The 19,830-nt window shown below is 64.4% G+C and carries 21 protein-coding genes; 9 read left to right on the top strand and 12 right to left on the bottom strand.

Annotated elements, in window-relative coordinates; genetic code table 11:
• Nucleotides 1-48: 48 nt before the first annotated feature.
• From IVB42_RS20970 to IVB42_RS20950, 5 genes are all read right to left on the bottom strand, one after another.
• A complete protein-coding gene (locus IVB42_RS20970) occupies nucleotides 49-558 on the bottom strand; it encodes a TIGR02281 family clan AA aspartic protease (protein ID WP_026232438.1) in 510 nt (169 codons plus the stop codon).
• A gap of 260 nt (nucleotides 559-818) precedes the next feature.
• The gene (locus IVB42_RS20965) at nucleotides 819-1,754 is read right to left on the bottom strand and encodes a transporter substrate-binding domain-containing protein (RefSeq protein ID WP_018453004.1); all 936 of its coding nucleotides are present in this window, start codon (nucleotides 1,752-1,754) and stop codon (nucleotides 819-821) included.
• A 91-nt stretch (nucleotides 1,755-1,845) separates the two neighbouring features.
• Nucleotides 1,846-2,436 carry an SCO family protein gene (locus IVB42_RS20960; RefSeq protein ID WP_018453003.1) on the bottom strand — a complete coding sequence of 197 codons (591 nt, stop codon included), beginning with the start codon at nucleotides 2,434-2,436 and terminating at the stop codon, nucleotides 1,846-1,848.
• A gap of 24 nt (nucleotides 2,437-2,460) precedes the next feature.
• Complete coding sequence (locus IVB42_RS20955) at nucleotides 2,461-2,655, bottom strand: hypothetical protein (protein ID WP_247471218.1); 195 nt, start codon at nucleotides 2,653-2,655, stop codon at nucleotides 2,461-2,463.
• A 253-nt stretch (nucleotides 2,656-2,908) separates the two neighbouring features.
• Complete coding sequence (locus tag IVB42_RS20950) at nucleotides 2,909-3,379, bottom strand: hypothetical protein (RefSeq protein WP_018453000.1); 471 nt, start codon at nucleotides 3,377-3,379, stop codon at nucleotides 2,909-2,911.
• Between the two features lie 293 nt (nucleotides 3,380-3,672).
• On the opposite strand from IVB42_RS20950, the gene IVB42_RS20945 reads away from it, so the two are divergent.
• The 4 genes from IVB42_RS20945 (at nucleotide 3,673) to IVB42_RS20930 (ending at nucleotide 7,268) form a co-directional block, all read left to right on the top strand.
• Nucleotides 3,673-5,331, top strand: a complete 1,659-nt coding sequence (locus tag IVB42_RS20945; protein WP_026232436.1) for an FAD-binding dehydrogenase — start codon at nucleotides 3,673-3,675, stop codon at nucleotides 5,329-5,331.
• Entirely contained in the window at nucleotides 5,332-6,252 is a 921-nt protein-coding gene (locus IVB42_RS20940; protein WP_204512766.1) for a PHB depolymerase family esterase, read from the top strand.
• Nucleotides 6,253-6,385: 133 nt separating this feature from the next.
• Complete coding sequence (locus IVB42_RS20935) at nucleotides 6,386-6,736, top strand: RidA family protein (protein ID WP_007599359.1); 351 nt, start codon at nucleotides 6,386-6,388, stop codon at nucleotides 6,734-6,736.
• Nucleotides 6,737-6,902: 166 nt separating this feature from the next.
• The gene (locus IVB42_RS20930) at nucleotides 6,903-7,268 is read left to right on the top strand and encodes a nuclear transport factor 2 family protein (RefSeq protein ID WP_018452997.1); all 366 of its coding nucleotides are present in this window, start codon (nucleotides 6,903-6,905) and stop codon (nucleotides 7,266-7,268) included.
• Nucleotides 7,269-7,340: 72 nt separating this feature from the next.
• Here IVB42_RS20930 and IVB42_RS20925 read toward each other — a convergent pair whose 3' ends face one another.
• Nucleotides 7,341-8,261, bottom strand: coding sequence for an amino acid ABC transporter substrate-binding protein (locus IVB42_RS20925; protein WP_026232434.1), 921 nt, complete (start codon nucleotides 8,259-8,261; stop codon nucleotides 7,341-7,343).
• 12 nt (nucleotides 8,262-8,273) lie between these two features.
• Nucleotides 8,274-9,569, bottom strand: coding sequence for a dicarboxylate/amino acid:cation symporter (locus IVB42_RS20920; protein WP_027569994.1), 1,296 nt, complete (start codon nucleotides 9,567-9,569; stop codon nucleotides 8,274-8,276).
• Nucleotides 9,570-9,776: 207 nt separating this feature from the next.
• Between IVB42_RS20920 and IVB42_RS20915 the strand changes: the two genes are divergently transcribed.
• From IVB42_RS20915 to IVB42_RS20900, 4 genes are all read left to right on the top strand, one after another.
• Nucleotides 9,777-10,778, top strand: a complete 1,002-nt coding sequence (locus IVB42_RS20915) for an NADP-dependent oxidoreductase (protein ID WP_018452994.1) — start codon at nucleotides 9,777-9,779, stop codon at nucleotides 10,776-10,778.
• Nucleotides 10,779-10,929: 151 nt separating this feature from the next.
• A complete protein-coding gene (locus IVB42_RS20910) occupies nucleotides 10,930-11,760 on the top strand; it encodes a cysteine rich repeat-containing protein (protein ID WP_247299211.1) in 831 nt (276 codons plus the stop codon).
• 267 nt (nucleotides 11,761-12,027) lie between these two features.
• Complete coding sequence (locus IVB42_RS20905) at nucleotides 12,028-13,167, top strand: FAD-dependent monooxygenase (protein WP_018452992.1); 1,140 nt, start codon at nucleotides 12,028-12,030, stop codon at nucleotides 13,165-13,167.
• The gene (locus IVB42_RS20900; RefSeq protein WP_018452991.1) at nucleotides 13,164-14,777 is read left to right on the top strand and encodes a benzoate-CoA ligase family protein; all 1,614 of its coding nucleotides are present in this window, start codon (nucleotides 13,164-13,166) and stop codon (nucleotides 14,775-14,777) included. The genes IVB42_RS20905 and IVB42_RS20900 overlap by 4 nt, the downstream gene beginning before the upstream one ends.
• A 45-nt stretch (nucleotides 14,778-14,822) precedes the next feature.
• On the opposite strand, the gene IVB42_RS20895 is transcribed toward IVB42_RS20900, so the two are convergent.
• Both IVB42_RS20895 and maiA read right to left on the bottom strand, forming a co-directional pair.
• Nucleotides 14,823-15,335, bottom strand: a complete 513-nt coding sequence (locus IVB42_RS20895) for a MarR family transcriptional regulator (protein WP_018452990.1) — start codon at nucleotides 15,333-15,335, stop codon at nucleotides 14,823-14,825.
• Nucleotides 15,325-15,957, bottom strand: coding sequence for a maleylacetoacetate isomerase (gene maiA / locus IVB42_RS20890; protein WP_018452989.1), 633 nt, complete (start codon nucleotides 15,955-15,957; stop codon nucleotides 15,325-15,327). The genes IVB42_RS20895 and maiA overlap by 11 nt, the downstream gene beginning before the upstream one ends.
• 90 nt (nucleotides 15,958-16,047) lie before the next feature.
• On the opposite strand from maiA, the gene gtdA reads away from it, so the two are divergent.
• Nucleotides 16,048-17,088 carry a gentisate 1,2-dioxygenase gene (gene gtdA / locus IVB42_RS20885; RefSeq protein WP_018452988.1) on the top strand — a complete coding sequence of 347 codons (1,041 nt, stop codon included), beginning with the start codon at nucleotides 16,048-16,050 and terminating at the stop codon, nucleotides 17,086-17,088.
• A gap of 108 nt (nucleotides 17,089-17,196) precedes the next feature.
• On the opposite strand, the gene IVB42_RS20880 is transcribed toward gtdA, so the two are convergent.
• The 3 genes from IVB42_RS20880 to IVB42_RS20870 are packed head-to-tail and all read right to left on the bottom strand — an operon-like array spanning nucleotide 17,197 to nucleotide 19,808.
• The gene (locus IVB42_RS20880) at nucleotides 17,197-18,021 is read right to left on the bottom strand and encodes an ABC transporter permease (RefSeq protein WP_018452987.1); all 825 of its coding nucleotides are present in this window, start codon (nucleotides 18,019-18,021) and stop codon (nucleotides 17,197-17,199) included.
• Complete coding sequence (locus IVB42_RS20875) at nucleotides 18,014-18,787, bottom strand: ABC transporter ATP-binding protein (protein ID WP_247299209.1); 774 nt, start codon at nucleotides 18,785-18,787, stop codon at nucleotides 18,014-18,016. Before IVB42_RS20875 ends, IVB42_RS20880 begins: the two co-directional genes overlap by 8 nt.
• A gap of 16 nt (nucleotides 18,788-18,803) precedes the next feature.
• Nucleotides 18,804-19,808, bottom strand: a complete 1,005-nt coding sequence (locus tag IVB42_RS20870; RefSeq protein ID WP_018452985.1) for an ABC transporter substrate-binding protein — start codon at nucleotides 19,806-19,808, stop codon at nucleotides 18,804-18,806.
• Nucleotides 19,809-19,830: the final 22 nt, after the last annotated feature.

Below are 19,830 nucleotides of genomic sequence, written 5' to 3'. Positions count from 1 at the left end.
ATAGAGATTTTCTTGAAATATGTGTCGCCGTCGCCTTTGGGAGGACCTTTACTGCTCCAGCACCATCTGACCGTTGGCGTATTCGAAGCGCCTGAGGCGGGAGAGGAAGGAGAGACCGAGCAGGTTCTCGGACAGTGCTTCGTCGGGCAGCACCATGGCATCGACGTCGCGCACGATTAGGCCGCCGACATCGAGCATGGCGATGCGAGTGCGCGCGGCCTTGATGGTGCCGTTGGCGGTGGAGACGGTGGCGTTGTAATCGCTGCGCGAGGGACGCAGGCCGAAGCGGGCGGCCGAGGTCTCGTTCAGCGCGACCACGGAGGCGCCGGTGTCGACCATGAAGCCGATGCGCTGGCCTTCGATCCGGCCCTCGGTTTGGAAGTGGCCGCGGCCGTCGCGGGGGATGTTGAGGCTGCGGCCGCCGGCCGCCGCGGTGGACGCGACTGCGACCGTACGCGGCACCGACGTCGCCGAGGCGGAGCTCATCCTGTCCGCCATCTGCGCCATGAAGGTGCCGAGGCCGATCATGATCGCCGCGAAGATCATTATGTTACGCATCACACCACTCGAAGCCGAAGCTCGATTTCACCACGCGGAAGGCCGCTCCGCGAGCGACGCTGCGGCCAGAGCGGTGCTATTTTGACGAAAAGGATGAGCGGACGGTTAATGCGCCGGTGTCGCGGATACGACATATCCTCATCCTGAGGTGCCCGCGAAGCGCGGGTCTCGAAGGGCCCGGCCACCAGCGGGGCCGTCATCCTTCGAGACGCTTGCTACGCAAGCTCGTCAGGATGAGGAATTGGCAACGGCGCCTGGGACTAGAACGGGCTCACCGAGAAATACCGCAGCCACAGATCGGTGTAGCGGCCCTTCTCCCAGACGCGGAACATCGCCCAGTTCAGGGCCTGGCGCAGCACGTCGTTGCCCTTGCGTACGGCGATGCCAATGCCCTCGCCGAAGAAACGGCTCTCGACGAAGGGGCCGCCGGAGAAGGCGCAGCAATCGCCGGAATCCGTGCCGTTGATCCAGAACGCGAGCGCGATGGCGTCGCCGAAGATGAAATCGACCTCGCCCTTGCGCAAGGCGCCGCGCATAGCGTCGTCGTTGGGATAAGGGTGCAGCTCGGCGTCGGTGAACAGGGCCTTGAGATAGGCCTCATGCGCGGAGCCGGCGATGACGCCGACCTTCTTGCCTTCGAGATATTCGGGCCGGATCTCCGGCATCACCGCGTCCTTGCGCGAAGCAAAGCGCGCAGGCACGCGGTAATAGGGATCGGTGAAGTCGACCCGGGCGCGGAGCTGCGGACTCACCGCCATCGAGGCGATGATGGCATCGCCCCGGTTGGAGGCGAGCGCATCGACCAGCGTCTCGAAGCGCCGCATCTGCACCGTGCAAGTGACCTTGATCTCCTCGCACAGCGCGCGCGCGAAGTCGACGTTGAAGCCGGCCGGATTACCGTCGGCGCCGGTGTAGTTGAACGGCGGATAGTCGGTCTCGGTCAGGAAACGGATCACGGTCAGGCGCGACAGGTCCGGCCGCTCCGGCCGCCGCCGCGGGTCCCAGAAACCCGGCACCGCCTGCGGGGCGGCTTGCGGCGCGACCTGAGGTGAGGCTTGCGGCGCCGTTGGGGGCTGCTTGGCCGGGGCCTGCGCCTGCGCGGACGGCGCAGCAGCGAGCGCGCAGACGCCGACGATCAGCCCGGTCAGCAAGCCACGGGCGGATTTGGACGATTTCGCCTGTTGCGATGGAGCCATCGGCTGAAATGAACGATTTTCGTTGGGATCGGAGGGCCTTATAGCCCATCCGGCCGGGAACGCGAGCGCGGATTGCGGTCAATAGGGAAGCCTACAGATACCGCTTCAACTCCCCTGCGGCTTCTTCCGGCGTGCGCTTCAGGTTGAACGGCGAGACGAAGCGGCCGTCGCGATCCATCAGATAGATCAGCGCCGTGTGGTCCATGGTGTAGTCGCCGTCCTTGGTCGGGACCTTCTTGGCATAGACCCGGTAGGAGGTGATCACCTTGGCGGTCTCGGCAGGATCGCCGCTCAGCCCTTCGAGGTGCGGGTCGAAGCTCGACAGATAATCCTTCATCGCGGCCGGCGTATCGCGCTCGGGATCGACCGAGATGAAGACGGCATTGACCTTGTCGGCGTCCTTGCCCATCGCGCGCAGCACTTCCGAGATCTCGAACAGCGAGGTTGGGCAGACGTCGGGACAATGGGTGTAGCCGAAGAAGATCAGGGTCGGCTTGCCCTTGAGGTTCTTGTCGGTGACGGTCTTGCCGTTCTGGTCGGTGAGCTGGAACGGGCCGCCGATCGCGGCCGGCTGCGCCACCTTGCCGACCCCGCCCATGGCCCAGAATACGATCAGCAGCCCGAGGACGAGGCTTGCGGCGAAGGCGGTCGCGATCACCAGCGGACGGGCGGTAGGGCTCATGAGCGGAAAACTTCCTGTCGCGTGTCAGAAGCAGGCGGCAAGACCGGTCCTGATCATTTCGAAGAACACCTGGCTGCCGTAGTGGAACCAGAGCGCGAGCGCGCCGAGCACGACCAGGCCGCCGACGCCAGCACCTGCCAACAGCAGCACGAACGGCGTCCGGCCGGCAGTGGGCGAATTGTCCGATACAGGATGGGTAGGGTGCAGTGGTTGAGCCATGACAACGATCGGGGTGAAGGGTTCCCTGCCTTTCAAATAGGCGCTGGGACCGGGCCGGGCAAGCGCGGCGGGCGGGCTGGAGAACTTGTGATACGGAGGTTCTCCGTCATGCCGGGCTTGCGCGGCCGAAGCCGCTTCCGCGAGGCGAAGGCCCGGGCATCCACGGACTTTCCAGCCGGGCCCAAGAACGTGGATGGCCGGGACAAGCCCGGCCATGACGACAGATTAGTGAAAGGCGAATGACTGCCGCGGCCTACCGCGACGATGGCTTGTTGGCCGAGGCCTGCGCGTCGAGGTAGCAAGGCTTGTACATAGCCTGGAGCTGCCGGCCCTTCAGGAAGAGCATATGCGGGGTGAGGCCGCCGCGCTGATTGATCCAGCGCTTCACCTGCGAGGGATACATCGCATAGAGCATCTGGGTCGCTTCGGTATTGGTGACGGCGCGGCCGTTGCTGCCGAAATCCCACGCGGCGTGGAAGCCCAGTGTGGCGTGCGACGTCACGCAGATGCGGTCAGGCGGGATGGCGCCGAGGACGATGGTGCAGGCAGAGGCGCAGAGACCGTCGATGATGACGGTATCGCCCGACTGTCGCAGGTCCTGGTATTTGTCGACGTAGGTTCCGATCCGGCCGCCGCGGTCATCCGCGATCCGAACCACCGCGTGAGAAGCGCCCATGCTCGCGATCAGGAGAACCGCCGCAAGCAACCCCGTCAGAAACTTCATTGGCCCCCGCCCCAGTCGAATTCGAATCTGTGTGTCAGGTGGTGATGCCCTGCTAGGGTCCGTCGTAACCGCGGTTTTGTCTAGGCATGCCGGCTCGCTCAAAACAAATTCAAATCCAGTGTTGCGCCGGCGCTGCACTCAGCCGGTCTTTTTCCCGAAGTGGAACAAGTTAACGATGTCTTACGCGCCGTCCTCTTGATCTCAGTTGCAACCGCCGGCTTCAATCCGGGCAACTACAGGGAGGAACCTGTGGAGGGCGAAACACATGGAGGGGGAAACATATGGCCGAACAGATGGCTGAAGAGACTGACGTCATCGTTGTCGGCGCAGGACTGTCGGGCCTGGTGGCCGCAACCGAGATCGCGGACGCCGGCAAGCGCGTAATCGTGGTCGACCAGGAGGGCGAGCAGTCGCTCGGCGGCCAGGCGTTCTGGTCGTTCGGCGGATTATTCCTGGTCGATTCGCCGGAGCAGCGCCGGCTCGGCATCAAGGACTCCTTCGACCTCGCGATGCAGGACTGGCTCGGCACCGCCGGCTTCGACCGCGACGAGGATTTCTGGCCGCGGCAATGGGCCGACGCCTATGTGGCGTTCGCGGCCGGCGAGAAGCGTGCATGGCTGCGAGCGATGGGCCATCGCATTTTCCCCGTGGTCGGATGGGCCGAGCGCGGTGGTTATGACGCGATGGGCCACGGCAATTCGGTGCCGCGCTTTCATGTCACCTGGGGCACCGGGCCCGGCATCGTCGAGCCGTTCGAGCGCCGGGCGCGCGAGGCGGTCAGAAGCGGCCGGCTGAGCTTTCGGTTCCGCCATCGCGTCGATGCGCTCTCGATCACCAACGGTACGGTGGATGGCGTCGGCGGCGCCATTCTCGCCCCCGACAATGTCGAGCGCGGCAAGAGTTCGTCGCGCAATGTTGTCGGCGAGTTTGCGTTGAAGGCCCAAGCCGTGATCGTGGCGTCCGGCGGCATCGGCGGCAATCACGAGCTGGTGCGGCAGAACTGGCCGAAGCGACTCGGCGCGCCGCCGAAATTCATGATCTCCGGCGTGCCCGAGCATGTCGACGGCCGCATGATCGGCATCACCGAGAAAGCAGGCGCGCGGCTGATCAACCGCGACCGCATGTGGCATTATGTCGAAGGCATCCAGAACTGGTCACCGATCTGGCCGCGCCACGGCATCCGCATCCTGCCCGGCCCCTCCTCGATGTGGTTCGACGCCACCGGCACGCGCCTGCCGGCGCCGTTGTTTCCCGGCTCCGACACGCTCGGCCAGCTCCAATACATCATGTCCACCGGCTACGATTATTCCTGGTTCATCCTGACCCAGAGCATCATCAAGAAGGAGTTTGCGCTGTCGGGCTCGGAGCAGAATCCCGACCTCACCGGCAAGAGCTGGCGTATGACCATCAAGCGCGCCACCAACAAGGGCGCGCCGGCGCCGGTGGAAGCGTTCAAAAGCCATGGTGTCGACTTCATCGTGCGCGACAAGATCGAGGATCTCGTTGCGGCCATGAACAAGCTGGCCGGCAGCGACCTCCTCAAGCTCGAGCACATCAGGATGCAGATCGAGGCGCGCGACCGAGAGATCGCCAACCCTTACGTCAAGGATGCGCAGGTGATGAACATTCACAATGCGCGGCGCTATATCGGCGACAGACTGATCCGCACCGCCTCCCCTCACCGCATCCTCGATCCCGCGCAAGGGCCGCTGATCGCGGTCAAGCTCAACATCCTCACCCGCAAGACGCTCGGCGGTTTCGAGACCGACCTCTCTTCGCGCGTGTTCGGCGAGGAGGGCAGCGTCATCCCCGGCCTCTATGCAGCCGGCGAAGCCGCCGGCTTCGGCGGCGGCGGCGTGCACGGCTATCGTTCGCTGGAAGGCACGTTCCTCGGCGGCTGCCTGTTCTCGGGCCGCAATGCGGGCCGGGCCGCGGCGAAGGCCGTGGGCTAGATGATGCGGCCGCGGCTGCGCATCGGGGCGTTTGTTGCGGCATTAGCCGCTGCCTCGGCTGCGTCCGCGGATACGATCGATATTGACGGTGTGAAGCGGTCCTACACTGTGCAACTGCCGTCGAAGCGGCTCGTGCCGCTCGTCGTCGTGCTGCACGGCAAGACGCAGCGCGGAGCCGACATGATGACGCGGACAGCGTGGCCGCAGGTCGCAAAGCGCGAAGGGTTTGCGGTGGTCTTTCCTGATGGCCTCAACCACGCATGGGCCGATGCGAGGACCAAGGCAGGACCGGCGCTCCGTGGCCCGCCCGCGGGTACCGACGACGTCGCCTTCATCGCAAAGCTCGTCGAGAAGCTGGTGGCGAACGGCACCGCCGATCCTCGCCGCGTCTATGTCACCGGCATCTCCAATGGCGGCGCCATGGCAATGACGCTGGTCTGCGCCCGAGCCGATCTGTTTGCTGCCGGCGCGAGCGTGAGCATGAACCTCACTGATGAGACCGCTGTCACGTGCCATCCGTCGCGGCCGTTGCCGATGCTGCTGATGAACGGCACGGCCGATCCGCTGGTCCCCTACGAAGGCGGCCGCGGATCGAGCTATTATGCCGCAGACAGTTTTTGGTCCACCGACGAGACGCTTGCGTTCTGGCGCAAGCTCAACGGCTGCGAGACCGATAATGCCGACATGACCGATTTGCCCGACAGGGCGCCAGCAGACCAGTCCACGGTGACGCGGATCTCCTCGCGCTGTCCTGAAGGGCACGACGTCGTGCTTTATCGCATCAATCAAGGCGGTCATCGCATGCCCGGATTTTCTCCGGATGCCCGCTTCCCGAAGGTCGCCGCCAGCTTGCTCGGGTCGCAGAACGGCGACATCGACGCAGCCGAAACGATCTGGACGTTCTTCGGCCAGTTTCCCTGAAGTGCAACTCAGGCATCGCCGATGACGCATGCGTGCCTGGCAACGCATGCGTGCCCGGCAACGCATGCGTGCCTGGGGTGGCACAGGGCAAGCCGCTGCGCTAGACAGGGCCGCCATTCAAAGGAGACCCCCAATGAGCATTCAGCGTCTTGAAACCGGCCCGCGCATGAGCCAGGTCGTCGTGCACGGTAACACAGTCTATCTCGCCGGTGTCGTCGCCAACAACGCCGCCGGCGAAAGCGTGACGAAGCAGACCCAGGACATTCTGGCGACTATCGACAGCCATCTCGCCAAGGCCGGCACCGACAAGTCCAAACTTCTTTCGGCCACGATCTACATCACCGACATGAAGACGTTTGGCGAGATGAACGCGGTGTGGGACGCCTGGGTCTCGCCCGGCAACACGCCGGCACGCGCCACCGTCGAAGCCAAGCTCGCGGCGGCACAATACACCGTCGAAATCATGGTCACGGCGGCCAAGTAAGTTCGCGACAAACATTTGCGCGCGCTTGTCGGCGCATGATCCGATCGGGAAACCGCTTCACACTTTCCCGCATCATGCGCATGACCTCCGAGGTAATCGATCAGCGCGCGCAAACCTTCGATAATCATGTCAGCCGAACGACACGGCGCCATCGAAGGAGACGACAATGACCGATCCCATCACCATCGCTCGCCGCTACATCGATCTCTGGAACGAACGTGCAGCTGACCGCCGGCGCGAACTGCTGAGCCAGAACTGGACGGCGGATGCGAGCTATGTCGATCCCCTGATGAAGGGCGACGGCCATGACGGCGTCGATGCGCTGATCGCAGGCGTGCAGCAGCGCTTCCCCGATTTCAAATTCAAGCTGATCGGCGAGCCCAACGGCTACGGCGACCATGTCCGCTTCAGTTGGGGCCTTGGTCCTGACGGCATCGACAGCCCGATCAAGGGTACGGATTTCGCCGTGCTGAAGGACGGCCGTATCAGGAGCATCACGGGATTTCTGGACCAGGTGCCCGCCGGCACGTGAGCGCGCGCTGCTCGTTGCTGCGCCCTCTCCCCCGGTAAGGGAGAGGGCACACTTTCGTTCGTCGCACAGGCGCTAGTTATTCGCGCTCGCGGAATCGTCCATCGCCTTGAAGGCTTCCTCCAGCTGCAGCGAGATCGGCACGTTCAGCCGTTCGCCGGTCGGAAGCCGTGCGGTGAACCATTTGTTGTAGAGCGGAACGAGGTCGTGGTTGGAGCCGAGCTTGCGGAAAGTGCGATCGACCACCGCCGCCAGTTGCGGTTCGCCCTTGCGGAACATGATGCCGTAGGGGTCGTAGGACAGGTAATCGCCGGTGACGCGGAACTTGTCCTGTGCCTTGTGACGCACGATCAGGCTGGACAGCAGGATGTCGTCGGTCGCGAACGCATCGGCCTTGCCGTCGACGAGCATCTGGTATGACTGTTCGTGATCGGCACCGACAACGATGGTCAGTCCCAACGATGACTTCTTGTCGGCCGCCTGGATCGCCTGCTCGTTGGTGGTGCCCTTCGTCACCACGACGGTCTTGCCCTTCAGATCAGTCAGTGACTGGACGCTGGACGCCTTCGGCACCATCAGCTTGGTGCCGGCGACGAACATCAGCGGCGAGAAGGCGACGCGCTTGCCGCGCTCGGCATTGGCCGTGGTCGAGCCGCATTCCAGGTCGATCTTGTTCTGGAGCACGGCGTCGATGCGGTCATCGGAGGTGACCTTGACGTAGGCGATCTTCAGATTGGGATCGTCGACCTCGACGCCGATCTCCTCGACAATAGCCTCGCAAAGCTCGAGGCTGTAGCCGATCGGCCGGTTGGCCTGGTCGAGGAAGGAGAACGGCGGCGAGCTCTCGCGATAGCCGAGGCGCACGGTGTGCGCGGTCTTGATCGCCGACAGCGTCGGGCTAAGCCCTTCGCTGCCACCGGTCTGGGCGGAGGCACCCGTGGCCAGCAGGCACGCTGCCAGCAACAGGCCGCCCGATATCGCCATTGAAAGGCGCATGATGCACTCCGATCAATGGCCGGCCATCGCAGGCACTTCGCCGGGGATCATGTCCCCCGGCACGGCATCGCCAGGTTCAAGCTCGTGCTCGGGCCCGAGCTCGCCTTCCCACTTGGCCACGACCGAGGTCGCGAGCGTGTTGCCGATCACGTTGGTGGCGCTGCGGCCCATGTCGAGGAAGGTGTCGATGCCCATGATCATCAACAGCCCCGCCTCGGGGATGCCGAACTGCGAGAGCGTCGAGGCGATCACCACGAGGGAGGCGCGCGGCACGCCGGCCACGCCCTTCGAGGTGATCATCAGCGTTGCCAGCATCGCGAGCTGGGTGCCGAGCGGCATGTCGATGTGATAGCTCTGCGCGATGAAGACGCTCGCGAAGGTGCAGTACATCATCGTGCCGTCGAGATTGAAGGAATAGCCGAGCGGCAGCACGAAGCTCGATATCCGCGACGAGGCGCCGAACTTGTTCAACCCCTCCAGAGTTTTCGGATACGCCGCTTCCGAGCTCGCGGTGGAGAACGCGATCATCAGCGGTTCGCGGATCAGCTTCAGCAGATGGGCGTAGCGCGGCCCGATCACGATGAAGCCCACGACCACCAGGATGCCCCACAGGAGCGCGAGCGAGAGATAGAAGCCACCCATGAAGACGATGAGCTTCCAGAGCACTAGCAGGCCGTTCTTGGCAACCGTCGCGGTGATGGCGGCCCAGACCGCGAACGGCGCGAACAGCATCACATAGCCCGTCACCTTGAGCATGATGTGGCCGATGTCGTCGATCAGCGCCAGGATCGGCTTGGAGCGCTCGGGCATCGAGCCCATCGCCACCGAGAAGAACACGGCGAAGATCACGATCTGCAGGATCTCGTTCTGCGCCATCGCATCCGCGATCGAGGTCGGGATCAGATGGGTCAGGAATTTTTCGATCGAGAAGGCGGAAACCGGCAGGCCGGTCGACTGCGCCTTGTCAGGCAGCGTACCCGGGAAATTCGCGCCGGGCTGGAGCAGATTGACCATCACGAGGCCGAGCATCAGCGAGACGAAAGAGGCGCTGACGAACCAGCCCATGGTCTTGGCGAAGATGCGGCCGAGCTTGGAGCCCGAGCCCATATGAGCAATGCCGCCGACCAGGGTCGCAAATACCAGCGGCGCGATGATCATCTTGATCAGGCGCAGGAAAATCACGGCGATCAGGTTGATGGACGAGGCCCAGTCGCCCCGCGTGTCGGGCAGGAAATTGTAGATCGCCGCGCCCATGATGATGCCGAGCACCATCGCCACCAGAATGAATTGCGTAAACCTGTTCGACATTGAACACCCCCGCTACACCGACCGCTTCATGATGTCGCAGATCTGACGACTGCGCAACACGCTTGGCGTGCGATCGTCGGGCGGATGTTCCCGTTGCGAAACTGGCGCCCGCGATCTAGCCTTCATGCAGCGCACAACGAAAGCGGCTTGCACGTTTTTCTTGCGGCCGCTGCATCAATAATCGTCAAACGACCGAGGGGAAACATCATGAGCGGCAGCATCAATCGTCAGATTCTTTTGGTGGAAAAGCCCAGCGGCAAGCTCGGTCCCGAGCACTTCAAGCTGGTCGAAGGTGCGGTGCCCGAGCCGAAGGACGGCGAGGCCTTGCTGCGCGTGCGTTACATCTCGCTCGACGCCGCCAACCGCGCCTGGATGCACGGCGCGACCTATCGTTCAGCGGTGGAGGCCAACAGCGTGATGGCCGGCGGCGCCATCGCCGAGGTCATCAGCTCGAAGGCGCCGGAGCTTGCGCCGGGCGACATCGTGTTCGGCGACACCGGCTGGCAGGAGTTGGCGACAGTGCCCGCCAAGCATCTCACCAAGATGCCGAAGCTCGAGCCGATGACGCATCTGCTCAGCGTGTTCGGCATTGCCGGCCTCACCGCCTATTTCGGCCTGCTGGAGATCGGCAAGCCCAGAGAGGGCGAGACGGTCGTGGTCTCCGCGGCCGCGGGCTCGGTCGGCTCGATCGTCGGGCAAATCGCGAAGATCAAGGGATGCCGGGTCATCGGCATCGCCGGCGGCGCCGACAAGTGCAGCTGGCTGACCTCCGAACTCGGCTTCGATGCCGCCGTCGACTACAAGGACGGCGCGGTGTTCAAGGCGTTGCGCGCGGCGGCTCCGAAGGGCATCGATGTCTATTTCGACAATGTCGGCGGCGACATTCTCGAAGCCTGCCTGCCGCAGATGAACAATTACGGCCGCATCGCCTGCTGCGGTGCGATCTCGCAATATGACGGCGCGCCCTCGGCACACGGCCCGCGCGGCGTGCCCGGCCTGATCGTGGTGAAGCGGCTCGTCATGCAAGGCTTCATCGTGATGGACTACATGAAAGAGAGTCAGCGAGCGCTCGCCGACCTCCAGGCCTGGGTCACATCCGGCAAGCTGAAGGTGCAGGAGGACATCATCGACGGCCTCGAGAACACGCCGAAGGCGCTGGTCGGATTGCTGGCGGGCGAGAACCGCGGCAAGCGGATGATCAAGCTCTGACGACGTAGTTACGTCGCAATTGCAAAGCCAATATCTACTTGCGGTAGAGGTCGCGGCGGCCAATGATGTCGCGCGCGGCATCACCCGCGACGATTGTTTGCATCACATTTGAAAAAATTGTCGGCGTTGCCGACAGGGCAGGAATACTCGGATGTTCAACACGTTGAAACATGCGTCGGCACGCGGGGCGTTGCTGGCGGCGGCTCTCTTCGCAACTGCAGCAGGCGCATTCGCACAAGCGCCGACCGAGGCGCAAAAGAGCGCGATCCGCTCCGCATGCCGCTCGGATTTCATGGCGCACTGCGCGAGCGTCACGCCCGGCGGCGTGGAAGCCTATCAATGCCTGCAGAAGAACATGTCCAGCCTGTCCTCGGGATGCCAAACCGCGGTCCGCGCCGTCGAGCCTGCTGCGGCGCCGAAGACCGAGGCTGCACCCAAAGAGGCTCCACCCAAGGCGGAGGCCGCGCCTGCCGCGCCGAAGGCTGAAACCGCCCCCGCCGCAAAGCCGGCATCTGGAGCAGCGCCGAAGGACGCGGCAGCCAAACAGCCGAGCAGCGCGCAGGTCGCTGCCGTCAAGAGCGCGTGCCGCGCCGATTATCCCAAGGTGTGCGCCAGCGTGCCGCCAGGCGGCGCGCCTGCGCTCGAATGCCTCGAGAAGAACAAGGCAAAGGTTTCGCCGGCCTGCGAGAAGGCCGTGAGCGCCGCGGCCGGCGGCGGTGGCACGGCAGCAACGGCGGCACCTCCGGGCGCGGCTCCCGCGGCGGCGGCAGCACCGGCAGCCGCGCCCGCCGTGATCGCGTTGCGCCCGCTGCGGCCGCGCGAAGAGCTGTTCATCGTCCGCTCCGCCTGCGGTGCCGACATCCGCACGCTGTGCGCCGGCGTAGCGCCTGGCGGCGGCCGCATCGTGCAGTGCATCGCCAGCAACGCCGCGTCGCTGTCACCTGCCTGCAAGGACGTGCTGGCGCCGTTCGCGGCACGCTAGAGAAGCGTGCCATCCGGCGGTCCGCTGCACCACCGTGCTCGTGGGCGGCGTACGGGTGAAGCGCTGCGTCTGACGGGGCGGATGGCCAAGCCGCCACGGTTTGGCTATGCTTCGCAAGGTCACTGCTTCGGACACGCGCCAAACGCGCGTCCGGACGTGAGCTGTGGTGTGCCGCGCGGCTTGCCGATAATTCCGCTGGCGCGGGTGGCCGGAGCACATTAGTCTACCCCTAGATAGTAAGTATACTGTCAATTAGGGAGGCAGACGTTGCGGATCGCCGTGATTGGCGGGGGGCCCGGTGGGCTCTACTTCGCCTATCTCTGGAAGAAGCGTCACCCCGAGGATCAAGTCGACCTGTTCGAACAGAACCCGGCCGACGCGACCTGGGGCTTTGGCGTGGTGTTTTCTGATCAGGCCCTGGAATTCCTGCGCGCCGACGACCCCGAGACGGTCGACGCGATCTCGCCGCACATGGAGAGCTGGGAGAACATCACGCTGAACCTGAGCGGCGACAGCGTGGCCATCGACGGCGTCGGCTTCTCCTCGATCGGCCGGCTCGAGCTCTTGCGATTCCTGCAGCAGCGCGCGATCAATGCCGGCGTCACCCCGCGCTTCGACACGCCGATTCATGCGATCGATCAGCTCAACGGGCACGATCTGATCGTCGCTGCCGACGGGCTGAACTCGCTGGTACGCCGCGCCTTCGAGGGCGATTTCGGCACCTCGCTGTCCTACTCCTCGAACAAGTTCGTCTGGTACGGCACCTCGAAGCGCTTCGAGACGCTGTCGCAGACCTTCGTCAAGACCGACCGCGGTGCCTTCAACGCCCATCACTACCGCTACTCGCCGACCATGAGCACCTTCCTGGTCGAATGCGACCATGCGACGTGGCAGGCCTACGGTTTCGCCTACAAGGACGTGGAGCAGTCCAAAGGTGTCTGCGAGGAGGTGTTCGCCGACACGCTCGGCGGCCGCTCGCTGGTTTCCAACAAATCGGTCTGGCGCAACTTCCCCTGGGTCTGGAACGAGCACTGGTCGTTCAAGAACATGGTGCTGCTCGGTGACGCCCTGCACTCGGCGCATTTTTCGATCGGCTCCGGCACGCGGCTCGCGATCGAGGACGCCATTGCACTGGTCAAGGCGCTGGAATCGGACGCCCATCTCTCGACCGCCCTGCATCGCTACCAGGCCGCGCGAAAGCCGGTGGTGCAGAAGCTCGTCAATGCCGCGCGGACCAGCGCTTTCTGGTACGAGCACTTTGCTCAGCACATGCAGCAGGGCCTGATGGACTTTGCCTATAGCTACATCACCCGCTCCGGCCGCATCGACGACTCCCGCCTGCGCGCGATGTCGCCGGGCTTCATGGCGCGCTACGAAGCCGCCAAGAACGGTGGGGACGAGGCATGAGCCGGCAGATTCACGACCAGGTGCCCGCCGACTGCGCGGGCGCGCGCGAGATCGGCTTTTCCGTTCCGCAGGTCTACAATGCCAGCCGCGTGCTGTTCGACAATGTCGGCAAAGGCCACGGTGACAAGCTCGCGCTCATCGGCCCCGCGAGCACGCGCACCTACGCGGAGCTCTGCGCGGAAGCCGGGCGCTGGGGCAACGGCTTTGCCTCGCTTGGCCTCAAGCGCGGCGATCGCGTGCTGTTGTTCCTCGATGACACTCCGGCCTACCCGGCCGCGTTCTTCGGCGCGGTGCGCGCCGGCTTCGTGCCATTGCTGATCAACACGCTGACACCGCCGGATCTGCTGCAATTCTATCTCGCCGATTCCGGCGCGACTGTTGCGGTGGCGGACGCCGAGTTCTGTGCACGTTTCAACGCCGAGGCCTGCAAGGACACGGCCCTGCATACCCTGGTCGTCGTCAATGGCCCGGCGAGCGATCACGCCGCGCCGAACGCCGTTTCCGCCGCCGGCTGGCTCCCCCAGTTTCCGACTGAGCTCGCGGAAGCCGACACGCATCGCAACGAGATGGCGTTCTGGATGTATTCGTCCGGATCGACCGGCCGCCCCAAGGGCATCGTGCATCTCCAGCACGACATGGCCTATAGCGAAGTCGCCTTTGCGCAGAACGTCTTGAAGCTGACGCCGGATGACATCTGCTTCTCGGTGCCAAAAATCTTCTTCGCCTATGGCTTCGGCAACGCGATCACCTTCCCGTTCTCGGCGGGCGCGACGACACTGCTGTTGCCCGGCCAGCCGAAGCCCGTGGCAATCTTTTCGGCGATCGAGCAGTACAGGCCGACGGTCTTCTTCGGCCTGCCGACGCTTTATACATCGCTGACCAAGGCCGAGGGTGCGAACAAGACCGACTTCTCCTCACTGCGCATGGCGCTCTCGGCCGCCGAGGTGCTCTCGGCCGACGTCTTCAACGGCTGGAAGACGCTCACCGGTCTCGAGATCGTGGAAGGCCTCGGCTCGACCGAGGTGCTGCACATCTATCTCTCCAACCGCCCCGAGCGGAAGAAGCTCGGCGCCGCCGGCCTGCGCGTGCCCGGCTACGAGGTCGCGCTGCGCGACAAGGACGGCCGCGATGTCGCCGACGACGAGGAAGGCATCTTGTGGGTGCGCGGCGATTCCAACACGCCGCTGTACTGGAACCGGCCGGACAAATCCGCCGAGACCATCCGCGAAGGCGGCTGGATCTACACCGGCGACCGCTTCGTCCGCGATGGCGATGGCTTTCACTTCTTCCGCGGCCGCGCCGACGATCTCATCAAGATCTCCGGCCAATGGGTCTACCCGCTCGAGGTTGAGCTTTGCCTCGCCGACCACCCGGACATCCGCGAATGCGCGGTGTTCGCCGCCGAGCTGCCGGACCGGCGCATGACGCTTAAGGCAGTGGTGGTGATGAACACCCGCGCGGCGGATCAAAGCGAAACGACCCGGCGGCTGCAGGATTACGTGAAGGGCAAACTGCTTCCTTACAAATATCCGCGCGAGGTGATCTTCATCGACGAGCTGCCGAAGACCGGCACGGGGAAGATCGACCGGCAGGCGTTGCTGAGGATGTGAGCCACCGCTGCCATCGCCCGCGAAGGCGGGCGATGACAACCAGGATTAAGGTGCCTTCCCCAGATGCTCCATCGCGTCCTCCGCCCGGAGCGGCACCCGCGACGCCTCGTTGTTGAGATCGACGAGCTGCGCCAGGAGCCCCATAAGCGCCTTGCGGTCCGCTGGCTTGAGCGGCTCGAGCATCCGCGCCTGGGCGCGTTCGACGGCGGGAATGATGTCGCGCAGGATCGCCGCGCCTGATTTGGTCAAATAGAGCAGCTTGATCCGCTTGTCTTCCGGCGCCGGCCTGCGCTCGACGAAATCCTTGGCCTGAAGCCGCTCGATCACGCTGCCGAGCGTGGAGCGATCGAAGGCGATCACCGCGGACAGCCGCGTCGCGTCGATGCCGGGGTGGGTGTGGATCGCGATCAGCGCCGCGTATTGCACCGGCGTGAGGTCGAACGCCTTGCACTCCTCCATGAAGATCGAGACCGCGATCTGCTGCATGCGCCGGAACAGATAGCCCGGCGCCGCATAGACCGCGTCTATCGTGATTGGAGGGGCAGGCTTACTCGGCATCGGGCTGCTTCTCCGGCGCGGCGTTGACGAACGCCGGCAGGGCCTTGGCCGCAGCTTCCGCTTCAAGCAGGCGCGGATAGGCGGAGACGTCGACGCCGAAGCGGCGCGCATTGGCGAGCTGCGGCACAAGACAGAGATCGGCGAGCGTCGGCACATCCCCGAAGCAGAACGGGCCCGGCTCGTTTCTGATCAGCGTCTCGCACGCCGCGAGCCCCTCGCGGTTGACCCAGGCCGCCCAGTCCTGAACCTTCTCCTCGGCAAGGCCGAGCTCGCGCAGCCGCGCCAGCACCTTCAAGTTCTGCACGGGGTGAGTGTCGCAGGCGATCGCCAGCGCGAACGCCCTCACCTTGGCGCGCTGCAACGCATCCCTCGGCAACAGGGGCGGGTTGGGATGGGTCTCGTCGAGCCATTCGATGATGGCGACCGATTGGGTCAGCACTGCGCCCGCATCGTTCTCCAGCGCCGGCACCAGGCCTTGCGGATTGATGGCGAGATAGGCTGGCGCACATTGCTCGCCCTTGCGAAGATGATGCGGCAGGTGCTCGGCACCGCGGCCTTTGAGGTTCAGCGCGATGCGTACCCGGTAGGCGGCGCTGGAGCGGAAATAGCCGTGCAGCTTCATCGGAACCCTCCCGTTTCGTTCTTGTTCGCACGTTGACGCTACCCAGATCGTAAGTATACTGTCAATCAACAAAGCGACGGGAGCCGCACCATGGAAGCCGTGACCAAGACGCCGGAACGCGAGGCGTTCTACAAGAAGATCGACGGCGAGAATCTCACCGCGCTCTGGACGGTCATGAGCGATTTGATCACGCCGGAGCCGAAGAGCGCCTGCCGGCCGCATCTGTGGAAGTTCGACATCATCCGCGACTACATGACCGAAGCCGGCAAGCTGATCACGGCGAAAGAGGCCGAGCGGCGCGTGCTGGTTCTGGAAAACCCCGGCCTGCGCGGACAGTCGAAAATCACCACGTCGCTCTATGCCGGCGTGCAGATGGTGGTGCCCGGCGACGTCGCGCCCGCGCACCGGCACAGCCAATCGGCACTGCGCTTCGTGCTCGAAGGCAAGGGCGCCCACACCGCCGTGGACGGCGAGCGCACCGCGATGGAGCCCGGCGACTTCATCATCACGCCGTCGATGACCTGGCACGATCATTCCAACGAGACCGACCAGCCGATGTTCTGGCTCGACGGTCTCGACATTCCGCTGGTGCAGTTCTTCGACTGCTCTTTCGCGGAAGGCTCCAACGAGGATCAGCAGAAGATTACAAGGCCGGCCGGCGACAGCTTTGCACGCTACGGCCACAATCTGCTGCCGGTCGACGTGAAGCGGAGCTCGAAGACTTCCCCGATCTTCAGCTATCCCTATGCCTACACGCGCGAGGCACTGGAGAAGGCTCGCGCGAGCCAGGAGTGGGATGCCTGTCACGGGCTGAAGCTGAAATTCAGCAACCCCGAGACCGGCGACTTCGCGATGCCGACCATCGGCACGTTCATCCAGCTGCTGCCGAAGGGCTTCAAGACCGCGCGCTATCGCGCGACGGACGCGACGGTGTTCTGTCCGATCGAGGGCCACGGCCGTACCCGCATCGGGGATGCGACGTTCGAATGGGGCCCGCGCGATTTGTTCGTGGTGCCGAGCTGGCAATGGGTCACGCACGAGGCTGATATGGATGCGGTGCTGTTCAGCTTCTCGGATCGCCCCGTGCAGCAGAAGCTGGATTTGTTCCGGGAGGATCGCGGGAATGCGTGAGGTACGCTGCTGGTAGCATCGTCATTGCGAGCGCAGCGAAGCAATCCAGAATCTTTCCGCGGCGACAGTCTGGATTGCTTCGCTGCGCTCGCAATGACGGAGTAAACCTCACCGCCAGTGCAACAGCCGCGTCTCCAGCCAGTTGATCACCCTCCCCACCATCAACCCAAACACCGACAAAATCACCACGCCCGCGAGCAGCTGATCCGTCTGCATCAAATTGCCAGCCTGCAGCACGAACGCGCCGATGCCGTACTGCGCGCCGATCATCTCGGCGCTGACGACGAGCAGCAGCGCCACCGACGAGGTGATACGGAAGCCGGCGAGGATCGCGGGCAGCGCGCCCGGCCAGACCACCTTGCGCACGATGGTGGCGAACGGCACGTTGAAGCTCTGCGCCATGCGGATGAGGTTGCGCGGCACCGCGTCGACGCCGCTATAGACCGAGATCGCGGTCGAGAAGAACACCCCGAGCGCAATGGTCGCGATCTTCGGCTCTTCACCGATGCCGAGCCAGAGGATCAACAGCGGCAGCAGCGCGATCTTCGGGATCGGGAACAGCGCCGAGATGAAGGTGATGCCGACGCTGCGCGCCAGACGCGACAGGCCGATGGCAAAGCCAACGGCGACACCGGCTGCCGTGCCGAGCAGCCAGCCGACACCGATGCGCAGGAGCGACGCGGAAAGGTGCTGCCACAGCGCACCCGAGATCGCGAGCTGGTAGATCGCCCGCGCGATCGCCGATGGCGGTGGCAGGAATAGCGGATTGACCAGGCCGGTGCTGCCGGCGGCCTGCCAGATCGCAATGACCAGCGCGAGCGCGATCCAGCCGCCGAAACGGCTGCTCGCCGGCACGAAGCCGGCGCCGCGAAAGCGGACGCGCCGGACCGCTTCATCCTTCGTCGATGTTCCCGCCGGAGCGCGATCAAGCATGCTGGACCTCGCGCTCGGCATCGATCGCCTCGTTGCGGATCAGCGACCAGATCTGGTTCTGAAGCGCGAGCAGCTTTTCACGGGCTGCAATGTCACCGCGCTCAGTGCGCGTCATCGGCACGCTCACGACCTCGCGAATACGGCCAGGGCGCCGCGACAGCACCACGATGCGGTCGGCAAGCCTCGCCGCCTCTTCGAGATTATGCGTGACATACACGGCGCCCATGCCGCCATCGGCGAGCAGCCGGACGAAATCCTCCATCAGCAGTTCGCGGGTCTGCGAATCCAACGCCGACAATGGCTCGTCCATCAGGAGAATGGCCGGCCTGACCGCGAGCGCGCGCGAAATGCCGACGCGCTGGCGCATGCCGCCGGAAAGCTGCTTTGGATAGGTTTTGCGAAAATCGGTCAGGCCGGTGCGGCGCAAGGCGTCCTCGACCAGCGCGCGGCGCTGCACGGCCGAGAGCTGGGTGTGCAGCAGCGGGAATTCGACGTTCTCCTCCACATTCGCCCAGGGCAGCAGCGCAAAGTCCTGGAACACGAAGGTGAGCGGATTGAGGCTGTCCGCCGGCGGCGATCCACGCAGCTCGGGCGCGCCGGAGGTCGGCAGCAACAGCCCGCCGAGGATCGACAGCAACGTGCTCTTGCCGCAGCCCGACGGCCCCACGATCGCCACCACCTCGCCCGCGCTGACGGTGAACGAGACGTTGTCGAGCACGGCGAGATCGCCGAAGCGATGGGTGATGTGGTTGGCGATCAGGTCCATGGACTGCGTTCTACTCTCAATCCGCCTTCACGAATTCCTTGGCGATGATCGCATTCGCGTCGAAGCCCTTGTCGGCAAAACCCTGCTCCTGGAGCCATTTGATCTGGTTGTCGACGTTCTTCACATCCAGCTTGCCGTCGGGATCGATATAGGCGCAGTTGCCGACCACCTGCTCGACCGGGAGGTTCGTATATTTGGCGATGATCTCCAGCAGCGGCTTTGTCTTGTCATTGATCGGCGCGACACCGTCCTTCATCGCGGCGAGGATGACGTCGTGATATTCGCGGTCGGCCTTTGCCAAGGCGCCGAGCAGCTTCGTCACCAGCACCTTGTTGGTCAGCGTCTTCGGCGAGGCGAACACCGCGCCCAATTGCCAGGGTGTCTCGTCGCCGACCCAGCCGAGAAACTTCGCACCACCGTCGTCCATCAGCTTTCGCGCGGTGGAGATCGGCAGCAGCGCTGCATCCACGGTCTCGCCCTTCAGCGCGGCCGCCGCATTCGACAGCGATTGCAGCGGCACAATCTTCACGTCGGCGAGCTTGAAACCGTATTTGTCGGCAAGCAGGCCGAGCGAATAGTGAAAGGAGGAGCCAACCTGCGTCATCGCCACGCGCTTGCCCGCGAGGTCCTTCGGCGTCTTCAGACCGCTCGCATAGGCGTTGTTGCTGGCGAAATAGCCGATCAGGGGATAACCAGCCTTCTCGCGGCTCATGCCGCCGATCACCTTGAGCACGCCCTTGCCGGCGAGATTGTAAAGACCTGCGGTGAAGGCGGTGACGCCGAAATCGATGTCGCCCGAGGTCGTCGCCACCGCGATCGGCTGCGCCGCGTCGAAGAATTTCAGCTCGACCTCGAGGCCGGCCTCGCGGAAATAGCCCTTGTCCTGCGCGATGAACACCGGCGCGGAGGAGGATAGCCTGAGCACGCCGATCCTGGCCTTCAGCGCGTCCTCGGCTCGGGCCGTGCCCATTGCTGTGATCGCCATCAGGCCAGCTAGCGCGAGCCGCACAATCCCGATCATTTCGTTTCCTCCGCCGTCGATA

The organism is Bradyrhizobium sp. 45, from assembly GCF_023073155.1.
Lineage (GTDB): Bacteria > Pseudomonadota > Alphaproteobacteria > Rhizobiales > Xanthobacteraceae > Bradyrhizobium > Bradyrhizobium canariense_D.
Note: the sequence above shows the minus strand (reverse complement) of the source record. Positions and strands in the feature narration are given on the sequence as shown.